The 12,620-nt window shown below is 59.9% G+C and carries 11 protein-coding genes; 10 read left to right on the top strand and 1 reads right to left on the bottom strand.

The features are described from left to right. Positions 1 to 77: 77 nt before the first annotated feature. From ssb to KHU33_RS02995, 7 genes are all read left to right on the top strand, one after another. A complete protein-coding gene (gene ssb, locus KHU33_RS03025) occupies positions 78 to 575 on the top strand; it encodes a single-stranded DNA-binding protein (RefSeq protein WP_211461032.1) in 498 nt (165 codons plus the stop codon). A 410-nt stretch (positions 576 to 985) separates the two neighbouring features. Further along, on the top strand, positions 986 to 1,867 hold the full coding sequence (locus KHU33_RS03020) for a helix-turn-helix domain-containing protein (protein WP_211461031.1): 882 nt from the start codon (positions 986 to 988) through the stop codon (positions 1,865 to 1,867). A 167-nt stretch (positions 1,868 to 2,034) separates the two neighbouring features. Then, entirely contained in the window at positions 2,035 to 2,481 is a 447-nt protein-coding gene (locus tag KHU33_RS03015; protein ID WP_211461030.1) for a nuclear transport factor 2 family protein, read from the top strand. A gap of 24 nt (positions 2,482 to 2,505) precedes the next feature. After that, positions 2,506 to 3,153, top strand: coding sequence for a hydrolase (locus KHU33_RS03010; protein WP_211461029.1), 648 nt, complete (start codon positions 2,506 to 2,508; stop codon positions 3,151 to 3,153). Between the two features lies 1 nt (position 3,154). Further along, positions 3,155 to 4,330: an amino acid ABC transporter substrate-binding protein gene (locus tag KHU33_RS03005; RefSeq protein WP_211461028.1), complete on the top strand. Its 1,176-nt coding sequence runs from the start codon at positions 3,155 to 3,157 to the stop codon at positions 4,328 to 4,330. Between the two features lie 66 nt (positions 4,331 to 4,396). Beyond that, a complete protein-coding gene (locus KHU33_RS03000) occupies positions 4,397 to 5,284 on the top strand; it encodes an NAD(P)H-binding protein (RefSeq protein ID WP_211461027.1) in 888 nt (295 codons plus the stop codon). Between the two features lie 44 nt (positions 5,285 to 5,328). Beyond that, entirely contained in the window at positions 5,329 to 5,739 is a 411-nt protein-coding gene (locus tag KHU33_RS02995) for a MoaF-related domain-containing protein (RefSeq protein ID WP_230414017.1), read from the top strand. Between the two features lie 77 nt (positions 5,740 to 5,816). Here the strand turns inward: KHU33_RS02995 and KHU33_RS02990 are convergent, their stop codons facing one another. Continuing rightward, positions 5,817 to 6,446, bottom strand: coding sequence for a TetR/AcrR family transcriptional regulator (locus tag KHU33_RS02990; protein ID WP_211461026.1), 630 nt, complete (start codon positions 6,444 to 6,446; stop codon positions 5,817 to 5,819). Between the two features lie 199 nt (positions 6,447 to 6,645). Here KHU33_RS02990 and KHU33_RS02985 point away from each other — a divergent pair, with 199 nt between their 5' ends. From KHU33_RS02985 to KHU33_RS02975, 3 genes are all read left to right on the top strand, one after another. Next, positions 6,646 to 8,091, top strand: a complete 1,446-nt coding sequence (locus KHU33_RS02985; RefSeq protein ID WP_230414016.1) for an efflux transporter outer membrane subunit — start codon at positions 6,646 to 6,648, stop codon at positions 8,089 to 8,091. Positions 8,092 to 8,179: 88 nt separating this feature from the next. Beyond that, positions 8,180 to 9,349 (top strand): efflux RND transporter periplasmic adaptor subunit, encoded by a 1,170-nt coding sequence (locus KHU33_RS02980; RefSeq protein ID WP_211461024.1) that lies wholly within the window; start codon positions 8,180 to 8,182, stop codon positions 9,347 to 9,349. After that, on the top strand, positions 9,346 to 12,411 hold the full coding sequence (locus KHU33_RS02975) for an efflux RND transporter permease subunit (protein WP_211461023.1): 3,066 nt from the start codon (positions 9,346 to 9,348) through the stop codon (positions 12,409 to 12,411). The genes KHU33_RS02980 and KHU33_RS02975 overlap by 4 nt, the downstream gene beginning before the upstream one ends. The last annotated feature ends 209 nt before the right edge of the window (positions 12,412 to 12,620 follow it).

Here is a 12,620-nt window from a genome sequence, read left to right as displayed (position 1 = left end):
GCAAGCGCCTTGGGCACGGTACAGCAAGCGCGGTTTTCAACGCATTTTCAAGATATGAGCATTTAGGAGAGCATCACATGGCATCGGTCAACAAAGTCATCATCGTCGGCAATCTCGGCCGCGACCCGGAAACACGCTACATGCCGAACGGCGAAGCAGTCACCAACATCGCCGTAGCCACTACGGAAAGCTGGAAAGACAAGAATAGCGGCGAGAAAAAAGAATTAACCGAGTGGCACCGCATTACCTTTTATCGCAAGCTGGCGGAGATCGCCGGCCAGTACCTGAAAAAAGGTTCGCAGATCTACATCGAAGGCCGTCTGCAGACCCGCAAATGGCAAGACAAGGATGGCGCTGAACGCTACACCACCGAAATCATCGCCGACACCATGCAGATGCTCGGCAGCCGTCAAGGCGCGGGTGGCAGTGCGCCTATGGACGACGGCGGTTACAGCAGCGCGCCGCCGGCACGCCAGCAAAATACCGGCGCCCCGGCGGCTCCAGCCCGCCAGCAGGCGCCAGCGTCGCGGCCGGCGCCGAATTTCTCGGATATGGATGACGATATTCCGTTCTAGGATATACGTTTTTATATTTGTAAACAAAATGAGCGCAGCCCCTGAAAAGGCTGCGTTTTTTGTTTTTTTGAAGTTGTTATTTCTTTCCTTAAGGCATACCTCTGTCCGTTTGCGTGAAATTTTGACCCAGTCAATTTGATCACTCGTGAGGACCAAGTTAACATGCCGTCCCTCATTAAAGGGAATCAGATGTCTAGTCATCACAAAGGAGTCTCGGCGATTTATGAATCGTCGTTCGTCAAATATTCAATCACGGTATGATTAACGAAAGATATCTCCATGGTTTCAAGACATTAAGCATGGCCGATGACAATTCGCATGCTGCTCGCTGGAACAGCGCTTAAAATATTAGTTCATTGGACTGCAAATCGCGATACGCGATCTCCCCTTAGCATTCGGAGCAACCATTCATGCCGACCCGCGTCGACCGCCTGACCCCCTTGCCCGAGAACGTGCTGAACCTGTCGGTGTCGCAGCGCACATGGAATGGCGTGCACATTGATGTCGCCGAATTTCATTGCGCGGGCCGAGTGGTTCATCACCTGGGTCACGAGACTGAAACCCGTCTTAGCGTCCTGCTGGAAGAGGTCGGGAGTCACTGCGAGCCGCGTCTGCGCGAGAACCAACCCTGCCCGATCGGCTACACGCCCAGGCACATGGACTTCGCGCCGGCCGGTATGGAGGTATGGGGCTACGGCGCCAATACGCGCTTCGTGAAGGACGCCACCCTGACCTTCGATCTCCCGGCGCTGAGCGAGCGGCTGGCCACCGAATTCGACGCCGATGCGGTCGCCACGCCGCGGCTGCGTTTTGCCGATGATCGCGTCTGGACGCTGGTAAGGCTGCTCTCTGAAGTGATGGACGACCTTGATCCGTCGACGCAACTCTATGGCGACGGACTGACCGCCGCGATCACGGCGCGACTCTTCGCCCACCCATTGGAAGCCGGCGCAAACGTCAGGGGTCTCGCCCCTTGGCAGCTCAGGCGTATCGTCGAGTATATGGACGCGCACCTGCCTCAGCGTGTCGAGCTCGCCCACCTGGCGACGATGGCAGGTCTGTCGCAGGCGCACTTCAGCCGGGCGTTCAAGGCCTCGACCGGGATGGCGCCCTATCGCTGGCAGCTCGACGCCCGCATCCGGCGTGCGCAGATGATGCTGATCGACACCCGCGCTTCGCTCGACCAAGTGGCCGAAGCCACCGGCTTTGCCGATGCAGTGCATTTCGGGCGGACGTTCCGCAAGTTCACTGGCGCAACGCCGGCAGCATGGCGGTACGACCGGAAAAATTGATCGCCTCCATCACCTCCTTGTAGCAGATTCAGACTGGCAATCGCAGAATCGAACAGTGCCTTCCACAAAGCGGCATGACATCATATTCACCTCCAGGCAGGCGAGTGAAACCGTATTGAGCGTTTCACGACACGCGCCTTCCGGAATCCTCATCCTGAAAGGTGGATATGATCAATCAACAGAAGTCCGTACCTGCACCGGACGAAGCCGCAGTGCAAACTGCGGCCAGTCGGACGGCATCGGACGCCGCCATCGACTATGACAGCTTGATGCAGACAAACCTCGCACGGGTGTTCGGCGAGCGCGACGCAGAGCAGCGCATCAAGGCGATTCGCAAACTCTATGCCGAAGACGCCGTGCTGTACGAACCGCAGGCCTCTGTCAAAGGCCATGCCGCGATCTCCGAAGCGGTGACTGAGCTGCTTGCCAGCTTGCCGCGGGACTTCGTCTTCAGCGCGGCTGGCAGGGCTGTCGGTCACCATGGTGCCGGGCGCCTGCAATGGTGCTCCGGTCCGCCCGATGGCAAGGTTGTCGTCACCGGTACGGATGTCGCCTTTTTCGAGGGCGGCCTCATCCACGCCCTCTATGTTTTTCTCGATCCCATTGGCGCTTAAGCGCCTGCTCACCAAAGGAACCTCATGCCTAAGACCGGCCTCGAAGCCCTGCTTCGCCCCGAAGACAGTATCCTCGTACTGATCGACCATCAACCCTACCAGTTCGCCAATCTGAACAGCCACGAACCGGCGACGATCGTCAATAACGTCATCGGCCTTGCCAAGACGGCAAAAGTCTTTAATGTGCCGACGATCCTGACCACGGTGATCGAGGAACGCGGAGGCTATCTGATCAAGGGGCTCCAGGATGTTTTCCCTGACCAGAAGCCAATTGACCGCACCTTCATCAACACCTGGCAGGACGAGAAAGTCGTCGACATCGTGAAGAAGAGCGGACGCAAGCAGCTCGTGCTGGCTGCGCTCTATACCGAGATCTGCCTCGCCATGCCAGCGATCCAGGCGCTTGCCGATGGATATGACGTGTTCATCGTCACCGACGCCTCGGGCGGAGTCACGCTGGAAGCCCATGACATGGCCGTGCGCCGCATGGTCGCCGCCGGTGCGGTGCCGATCACCTGGCTTGCCGTGTTGGGCGAATGGCAGCGTGATTGGGCGCGCGAGAATACAGCCGCTGGCGTCGCGAGCGTCGTTCTCGAGCATGGCGGCGCCAGCGGTGTCGCCTTGGCCTGGGAATTGCAGCTTCTCGCCAGCCGCGCTGGATCGGGTGCCTAAGGTGCCTGCTGCGTCAGCGCCCATCCGTATCGGGTACTGCCTGTCGCTGACCGGTCCGGTCGCGGGCAACAGCCTGTCGGCGCGGCTTGCCCATGCTATTTGGCGGCAGGACATCAACCGCCGGGGCGGGCTGCTCGGCCGACCGGTCGAACTGGTCTGCTATGACGATCATGCGGACGCTTCACTTGTTCCCGGCCTCTACAAGCGGCTGATGGATGAAGATAAGGTCGATCTCGTCATCGGCGGTTACGGCACCAACACCATTTTGCCGGCGATGCCGTTGATCATGGAGCGGCAGCGCTTTTTCGTCGGGTTAATGGGCCTCGGCGTCAACAACGCGCTTGCCTATCCGAACTACTTCGCCATGATCCCGACAGGACCGGACCCGAATGCCGCGCTTACCGAGGGATTCTTTGCCCTCGCCGCAGAGCAGAGCCCCCGGCCGGTAACCGTGGCGCTCGTGTCTGCGGACGCTGAATTCTCGCGCAATCCCATACTCGGCGGGAAGGCCAATGCCGAGAAGTATGGCTTCCAGATCGTCCATGAAGCCACTTATCCGCTGACGACCGAAGATTTTGCGCCTGTCATCGACGCAGTCGCCGAAAGCGCTTGCGATTTGCTGTTTCTCTGCTCCTACCTGGCTGACTCGATCGGTCTCGTACGAACCATCCGAGAACATCGGTTCCGCCCGAAGATGGTCGGCGGCGCCATGATCGGTCCTCAGAACGCTGCAGTGAAAACCACGCTCGGCCCGCTGCTCAATGGATTCGTGAACTACGAATATTGGGCGCCAGTCCCTAAGATGATGTTCCCAGGCGTGCAGGAACTGCTGGATACCTATCAAGCGCGAGCTAGCGAGGCTGGCGTCGACCTCCTCGGACATTACATGGCGCCGCTCGCCTACGCTCAAATGCAGGTGGTGGCTCAGGCTGTCGAAGCCACCGGCGGCTTCGACGACGCAAGCCTCTCGGCGTACGCACGAGACACTACCTTTCACACCGTCATGGGCGCTATCAGCTTTGGCGTCAATGGTGAGTGGGCAGAGCCACGGGTCTTGCAGGTCCAATTCCAGGGAATATCGGGCCATGAGGTTGGTCAATTCCAGAACGGGTCGAGGCAAATCGTGGTGTCGCCGCCAGACCTGATCTCCGGCGGGCTTAGTTTTCCTTACGATTGATTGTCAAGGAGGTAGGCCACTGTTTCTTCACTACTTTCTTCAACAATCTAGGAGCCAGCCAGCATCATGTACGTCATTATCGGAGCCAATGGGCAGATCGGTCGCAAACTGCTCGCACATCTTGTCAAGCAGGGCGCACCTGTACGGGCCATCACACAAAACGCCGACGCATTTGCCAATCTGACGGGCGTTGGCGTTGATGCACGCATTGGCGATGCCGCCGACGTTACCTTTCTCACAAAATCACTGGAAGGTACGCACGTCTTGTTCACGTTGACACCGCCGAATTTTGCTGCTCCCAGTCACTCGATTGCAGTGGACCGCTTCGGTAGTGCGGTGACGGCGGCGATTGCAGCTAGCGGCGTGAGCAAGGTAGTCAATCTTTCCAGCGCGGCTGCCACGTTGGCGCACGGCACTGGGCCGATTGAAGGTTTGTACCGCCAAGAGCAACGCTTGAATAGCCTGGCCGACGTTGACGTACTGCATTTGCGACCGGCGTCGTTCATGGAAAACCTGCTGTTCAAGATCGGCCCAATGCAGCATTTCGGCGTCTTCCCGGACATGATGGACGGCGACGTTCCATTTCCTATGGTTTGTACGGCGGATATTGCTCTCGCAGCAGCTACTGCCTTGATGCAACCGGACTTCAGCGGCAAGTCGGCGCAATACTTGCTCGGCAATCGCGATTACACCATGCGCGAGAGTGCATCGATTCTTGCTGCTGCGGTCGGGCGACCGGACATCCCCTACGTACAAGCTGCGCCGGCCGATGCCAAGGCAGCGCTGGTGGCGAATGGTTTTTCTATCGACGTGGCGAACAAGTTTGAAGAAATGGCCATGGCATTGAGCAGTCGCCGGATTCAGGATTGCGTGACCCGCACCGCCGGCAACAGTACGACGACATCGCTGGAAACCTGGTCATCCGTATTCGCTGCTGCTTATCGCAGCAGTTAAGAGTCTGTTTATACGTAATAACGCATTCAAATCGAGGATTAAACATGAAAAAAATGGCAGCCGCCGCTCTCGTGGCAGCAAGCAGCTTCTCGTTATTGCCAATGGTGCACGCACAGGTGACGGTGGATGAACATGCGGTGCCAACCGTAGCTGTTGGCGCATTTCCTGCGGTGGGGCATTCCTATGCAGTCGATTTCGGGAAGCAGAAATTTCGGCTCGATTTCAAATCCGAGACGGAGATGACGTTCACCTCGCCTGATGGAAAAAACACACAGTCGGTACAAATTGTCGTCACGCAGGTCGGTCCGAAGATGTTCATGGTGTATTGGTCGCGCCGGGCCGGTCAACATGTGGTGCATGTCGAGGATTTCGAAAACAACGTCGCGTATTCCAATATCTTTTTACCGGACGGCACTGCTGAAAGACTCAAAGGGACTTTGATCCCGATCAAGTGATTTTTGAGGCTGAGTCTCCGTGCACCTTGCCGGCGGCCTCTGCCATGCTAATCATGCGTTGCAAGGCTTTCGGTGATTTATTTACTTGAGCCGGGCGCCAGAAAGCGCTTGATCAGCGTGGTCAGCATATCCAGTTCCTTTTTCATATCGTGGCCGGGATCGCGGATCGTCATCTTGCCGACGCCTTCAAATGTGCCCAGCAAAAGGGCGGCGGCGACATCTGCATCGAGCGCCTGATCGATCTGCCCACGTTCCTGGGCAGCTCTCAGAAGAGTTGCCAGCATGCCGTTTATTTTTGCAGAATGCTTTCTTACAATTTCTGCCATTGCAGGATTGCGGCCGGCTTCGGCAAGCATGTCCAGATGCAGTTGTTTCTTGGCGCGCATGTCGGCGTGATGTCGTTGCTCGATGCAACTCTGGCTGCTGGCTTGCTCGATTTCCGCTATGACTCCTTCGATGGGATTGTCGCTTTTCATCAGATGATGAAAGCGCACTTCCGCATGTTCCAGGCCGACTTCGGCCATGGCCTCGATGATCGCTTCCTTGCTGACGAAATAATGATAGAGATGCCCGGAACTGATTTTCGCTTCAGAGCATATATTTGAAATGCTGGCGCCGCGGAACCCGTCTTTGGCAAAACAACGGCCTGCGGCTTCGAGAATATCGCGCCGCTTTTGCTCGTGTTTAACCGGGTCGATTTTACGCATGCCGTCTCCTGATAACCAAATAGATACAAAATAGAGTGATCAATCTAACATAATTTGACGGCTGCTCATTCCTGCATATAATAGATAGATTGTTCGATCTATTATATAGATCGGCATGACCGGAGCCGATTGGCTCCAGCTAAAGCGGGAATGGATTGCTACGAATATGCCGAAATTATTTGCACTACCCGGATCTCGCATGAGATTGTTCGCCGTCGCGGCGATTGCTCTGGCCTTGACGGCGTGCGCGACCCAGCCCGCGTATTCGCCGCCCAAGTCGCGGCTTCCTGCCGACTGGGAAAATATGCCGCTCCGCGGAAAGCCGGACAGTGTCGCCGCGACCGGTCAGTGGTGGACGCAATTGGGCGATCAGGCTATCGATAGCCTGATCGCATCCGCGTTTGCCGACAACCCTACATTGGCCCAGGCCGTTGCCAGGGTAGACCAGGCCAAGGCCGCAGCCGGTGTGGCAAATGCACAGCGCTTGCCTGCGGTAAATGGCAGCGCAAATGCTACGCGGGCACAAACCCAGAACACCGCGGGTGTCGGCAGCTCTACCACCATGATCGAGAGTTCCTCGTCCATCGGCGCCGACTTCAGCTGGGAGATCGACCTTTGGGGACGCATAAGGGAGTCCGTCGCCGCCGCGCAACGACGGCTGGATGCACGGACAGCGGATGCGCAAGGCGCCCGTCTTTCGCTGGCGGCACAAGTCGCCAATACCAGTCTCTCCCTGCGCGCTTGCGCCTATTCGCTGCAAGTGCGCGACGCCGACATCGCTTCGAGGGAAACCGAACTGGCCCTCACACGCAAGCGGCGTGAGGTCGGCTATATCGCACCTTCGGCGGAATTCAGCGCGCTGACCAACCTGGCCAACGCGCGTACCGCACGGATCAGCCAGCAGGAGCAGTGCACGCGCAATGTCGATGCGTTGGTGGCGCTGACCGGACAGCCGGCGGCAGCGGTGCGCGGCCTGCTGCTGCCGCCAGCGACCAGCGCCGATCCGAAGGAAAGCAGCGAGATTCTTGACGATGTCGCGCATGTCATGCCGACTCCGCCGGCAATCCAGCCGGTGCTGCCGGCAACCGTGCTGCGCGACCACCCGAGCCTGGTGTCGGCCGAACGGTCGCTGGCGGCGGCATGGTCGGATATCGCCGTGGCGAGGGCGCAGCGGCTGCCGGCAATCAGCCTCAGCGCAGCCTTGTCCGGCCAGTGGCTGCGCGCCGTCGGCAATTCCGTCGGTTTCACCAGCTGGTCGGCAGGGCCGGCGTTGACCGTTCCTTTGTTCGACGGCGGCGCCGGAGCGGCCAATGTGGATGCCGCGACCGGGCGCTACCAGGAAGCGGCCGCGACATTGCAGGCAACTTTACGCACCGTCGTGCAGAACGTGGAGGATGCGCTGGCCTTCCAGACATCGGCCGAAGAGCGCGTGAAATCGTCGCAGGATGCGGTAGACGCCGCGCAGCGCAGTTTCCGCGCCAGCCAGGCGCAGTGGCGGGCCGGGGCCATCAGCATGTTCGAGCTGGAAGACGCCAGGCGGCAGCGCCAGACTGCCGAAGAGAATTTCATTGCCGCCAAACGCGACCAGGGACAAGCCTGGATCAGCCTGATGCAGGCGACCGGACAAATCGATAACCCGAGCTAGCGTCCGGCTGTGCCTCTTCACGCGACTCATGCAACTCATGCAACCGTAATCCACAACAATACGATAGCCATACACCAGGAACTCATCCATGAATGCGTCTGAACCATCGATAGTGCAAGTCAAATCCTCCCCACGGCGCAAGAACATCGCCGTCGTCGTCGCCATCGCTTTTGCCGTTGCTGCGATCGGCGCTGGCGTGATCATGACGGTGAAGTCCGGAAAAGCCGAAGCAAAGCCGGTCCAGACCACGCCGGCACTGACAGTGACAATCGCCCGGCCGGTCCAGGTCAGCTGGGCCGAGACCCTGAACGCATCCGGCGCCGTTGCGCCCTGGCAGGAAGCGATCATAGGCAGTCAGATCGGCGGCTATCAACTGGACCAGGTACGCGTCAATGTCGGCGACCATGTCAAAAAAGGGCAGATCCTGGCACGCCTCAATCCCGATCTGCTGCGCGCCGAAGAGGCGCAACTGGTCGCCGCTTACGAGCAAGCCGAAGCCAACGCCAAACGCGCTATCTCCCTGCAGGGCAGCGGCGGCATCAGCGACCAGGATGTGCTGCAATCGACCACGCTGGCGAAGACGGCGCGCGCGCAACTTGCGTTCAAACAGTTGCAGTTGCGTTATACCGATGTGACCGCCGCCGACGACGGCGTCATCAGCGCGCGCTCCGCCACCCCCGGTTCCGTGGTGTCGACCGGACAGGAATTATTCAGGATGATCTTGAAAGGGCGCCTGGAGTGGCGCGGCGAAGTGACGGCGGAACAGCTGGCTCGCATTGCGGCCAGCCAGCGGGTGGCGCTGGCGTTGCCGGACGGCGCCACGGCGTCTGCCGTGGTGCGCCAGACGGCGCCGTCGCTGGACAGCGCATTGCGGCTCGGCACGGTCTATGCCGATATCGCCGACGGCCAGGCGGTGCGGGCCGGGATGTATGCAAACGGTTCGATTGCGCTCGATCCAACGCCGGCGCTAGTGGTTCCGGCGCAGAGCATCGTCATCCGCGACGGTCATGCTTATGTGCTCAAGCTGCGCAGCGACGGCAGCAACAAGGTGGAGCGGCTGGCGGTCGTCACCGGGCGCCGGCAAGGGACCGACATCGAGATTGTGAAAGGCGTTGCGCAAGCGGATCAGGTGGTCGTGCTCGGCGCCGGCTTCCTCAATGAGGGCGATACCGTGCGGGTTGCCAGCGCTGATCCCAGTACCGATCCAAGTACCGATCCAAGTGCCGGTGCAACGCCGGCAGCGAAGGAGACCAAATGAATTTCGCAACCTGGTCCATCCGCAATCCGATTCCGGCGATCCTGCTGTTTGCCTTGTTGACGATAGCCGGCATCATGGGTTTCCATAAACTGCCGATTCAAAATCTGCCGGACATCGATCTGCCAACCGTCAATATCACCTTGACGCAGCCGGGCGCGGCGCCGGCGCAGCTGGAAACCGAGGTGGCGCGGAAAGTAGAAAACGCGCTGGCCACCATGAGCGGGCTCAAGCATCTGCGTACCTCGATTACCGACGGCCAGGTGCAGATCACGGTGGAATTCGTGCTGGAGAAAAATATCTCGGATGCCCTGATCGACGCCAAGAACGCGGTCGACAGCGTGCGCTCCCAATTGCCGACGGATCTGCAGCAACCGACCGTCAGCGCGGTGACCGTCGGCGGCGATGCGGTGCTGGTGTATGCCATCGGCGCCGGCGATATGGACGAAGAGTCGCTGTCCTGGTTCGTCGACGATACGGTCGGCAAGGCAATCCTGGCGGTGCCAGGCGTCGGCCGCATGGACCGGGTGGGCGGCTTGACGCGTCAGGTCCGTGTCGCCGTCGATCCGGTCCGCATGGCGGCGCAGGGAGTGACTGCCGCCGACGTCTCGCAGGCGTTACGCAATATGCAGCAGGAATCGTCGGGCGGCCGCGGCCAGTTCGGCCTGGAAGAACAATCGGCGCGCGTGATCGCGACAGTGCGCCAGGCTTCCGAGCTGGCGGCATTTCCGGTGACCCTGGCCAACGGCCGCAAACTCAGGCTCGATCAAATCGCGACCATCAGCGACGCCAGCGCAGAGCGGGCCCAGATTGCATTATTGGACGGCAAGCCGGTGGTTGGCTTCAAGGTGTTCCGCGCCAAGGGCTACGACGAAACCGTGATTGCGAAAAACGTCGCCGCCGCGCTGGAAAAGCTGCAAGTCAACAACCATGCCTTGAAATTTACGCGCATTTCGGGAACCGTCGGCTATACCAAGGAGCAATATGAAGGCTCGATGGATATGCTGTACGAGGGCTCCATCCTGGCGGTGCTGGTGGTGTGGTGGTTCCTGCGCGACTGGCGCGCGACCTTGGTCGCCGCCTCGGCGCTGCCCTTGTCGATCCTGCCGGCCTTTGCCGCCATGGCATGGTTCGGTTTTTCCCTGAACACCTTGACCTTGCTGGCGCTGGCGGTGATCGTCGGCATCCTGGTCGACGATGCGATTGTCGAGGTCGAAAATATCGAGCGCCATGCGCATATGGGCAAGCCTATCCTGCAGGCTGCCGGCGATGCGGTGACGGAAATCGCACTGGCCGTGATTGCCACCACCATGACCCTGGTCGTGGTGTTTCTGCCGACGGCCATGATGAGCGGCATTCCGGGCCTGTTCTTCAAGCAGTTCGGCTGGACCGCGGTCATCGCTGTCCTGACGTCGCTGCTGGTGGCGCGTATCCTGACGCCGATGATGGCCGCCTATCTGCTGAAGGCTAAGCATGCGGTCGAGCAGCAGGACGGCAAGATCATGCGCAGGTATCTGCATGCGGTGCGCTGGTGTCTCGCACACCGCAAGACCACCATGCTGGCTGCAACGCTGTTCTTTGTCGGTTCGGTCGCGCTGATTCCCTTCATTTCCAGCGGCTTGATGCCGCCGGCCGACCGCGGGTATACGACGGTCAATGTCGAACTGCCGCCAGGCAGCTCACTGAAAAATACGCTGGCGGCTGCCGAGAGGGCGCGCGGCGCGCTGGGCAGCGTCGGCGGCATCGATAATATTTTTACGACGGTGGGCGTGTCGCAGGTGGTCGGCGGCGGCCAGCTTCAGGCCGGCGAAGTACGCAACGGATCGCTCACACTTTCCTTGGCGGATCGCGCCAAACGTCCGGTCCAGACCGAAATCGAAAGGGCTGTGCGGCGGGCCTTGCTGAATGTTCCGGGCGCCCGTTTCACGGTGGGCGCGGGCGGCCCCGGCGAGAAGATGCAGCTGATCCTTGCCGGCGACAATGAAAATGCGCTGAAGGCCACTGCCCAGGCGATGGAGCGCCAGCTGCGCGGCGTCGGCACGCTGTCGAATATCAGTTCCACCGCCAGCCTGGAACGCCCGGAAATCATCGTCCGGCCCGACCTCCAGCGCGCCAGCGAACTGGGCGTGTCGACCGCCGCCATCGGCCAGGTGGTGCGCATCGCCACAGCCGGCGATTTCTCGGCAAATCTTGCCAAGCTGAACCTGGACAACCGGCAGGTTGATATCAATGTCAGCATGCCGGACGCCGACCGCCAGAGCGTGAGTACCTTTGCCAATCTGCATGTGCTGGGCCGTAACGGCCTGGTGCCGCTGGCCTCGGTGGCAAGTTTATCGGTGGAAAGCGGGCCGTCGAAAATCGAAAGATACGACCGCCGGCGCTACGTCACGGTCAGCGCCGATCTCGGCGGCATGCCTTTGGGCGAAGCCCTGGCGGCAGCGAAGGCGCTGCCGGCGGTCAAGCAGATGCCGTCCAGCGTGCAGCTGATCCAGACCGGCGATGCGGAAATAGCGGCGGAGCTGGGCGCCGGCTTTATCATGGCGATCATTATCGGCGTGCTGTGCGTGTTCTGCGTGCTGGTGCTGCTATTCCGGGATTTCCTGCAGCCGGTCACCATTCTGTCCGCCATCCCCTTGTCGCTCGGCGGCGCCTTCCTGGCGCTGCTTATGGCGCATAGCGAACTGGATATTCCATCGATGATCGGTCTGGTCATGCTGATGGGCATCGTGACCAAGAACTCGATACTGCTGGTCGAATACACCATCGTCGGCAAGCGCGACCGCGGCTTGTCGGTGTTCGATGCATTGATGGACGCCTGTCATAAACGAGCCCGGCCGATCGTGATGACAACCGTCGCCATGATCGCCGGCATGGCGCCGATTGCCTTGGGGTTTGGCGCTGACGCAAGCTTTCGGCAACCAATGGCGGTTGCCGTCATCGGCGGTTTGCTGACTTCGACAGCCTTGAGTTTATTGGTGGTGCCGGTGGTATTTACCTATATCGATGAGTTCGAGCATTGGTTCAAAAACCTGTTTGCACGGAAGCGCGATGTCCAGGTCGTCTAGCGGCCAGTTCGCAATTTTAGTCATGCCACCCCGTTCGGCGCCAACTGTATTGCAGCGGTACGCACGGCGGTGGAAACGCTGGGTTATCCGCATCAGGATATCGTCAGCGGCGCCGGCCGCGATGTATTGCTCAATGCCGTGTTATCCCGCGCAAAACACCGCCCATCGACATCAAACCATCCGTTGGGCGGGGAAGATTTTCTATAGGA

This window comes from Collimonas silvisoli, assembly GCF_018305005.1.
GTDB lineage: Bacteria > Pseudomonadota > Gammaproteobacteria > Burkholderiales > Burkholderiaceae_D > Collimonas > Collimonas silvisoli.
Note: the sequence above shows the minus strand (reverse complement) of the source record. Positions and strands in the feature narration are given on the sequence as shown.

Bases quoted from the DNA above. Each gene is read 5' to 3' on its own strand.
- ssb (WP_211461032.1), top strand. From the start codon at position 78: ATGGCATCGGTCAACAAAGTCATCATCGTCGGCAATCTCGGCCGCGAC.
- KHU33_RS03020 (WP_211461031.1), top strand. From the start codon at position 986: ATGCCGACCCGCGTCGACCGCCTGACCCCCTTGCCCGAGAACGTGCTG.
- KHU33_RS03015 (WP_211461030.1), top strand. From the start codon at position 2,035: ATGATCAATCAACAGAAGTCCGTACCTGCACCGGACGAAGCCGCAGTG.
- KHU33_RS03010 (WP_211461029.1), top strand. From the start codon at position 2,506: ATGCCTAAGACCGGCCTCGAAGCCCTGCTTCGCCCCGAAGACAGTATC.
- KHU33_RS03000 (WP_211461027.1), top strand. From the start codon at position 4,397: ATGTACGTCATTATCGGAGCCAATGGGCAGATCGGTCGCAAACTGCTC.
- KHU33_RS02995 (WP_230414017.1), top strand. From the start codon at position 5,329: ATGAAAAAAATGGCAGCCGCCGCTCTCGTGGCAGCAAGCAGCTTCTCG.
- KHU33_RS02990 (WP_211461026.1), bottom strand. From the start codon at position 6,446: ATGCGTAAAATCGACCCGGTTAAACACGAGCAAAAGCGGCGCGATATT.
- KHU33_RS02985 (WP_230414016.1), top strand. From the start codon at position 6,646: ATGAGATTGTTCGCCGTCGCGGCGATTGCTCTGGCCTTGACGGCGTGC.
- KHU33_RS02980 (WP_211461024.1), top strand. From the start codon at position 8,180: ATGAATGCGTCTGAACCATCGATAGTGCAAGTCAAATCCTCCCCACGG.
- KHU33_RS02975 (WP_211461023.1), top strand. From the start codon at position 9,346: ATGAATTTCGCAACCTGGTCCATCCGCAATCCGATTCCGGCGATCCTG.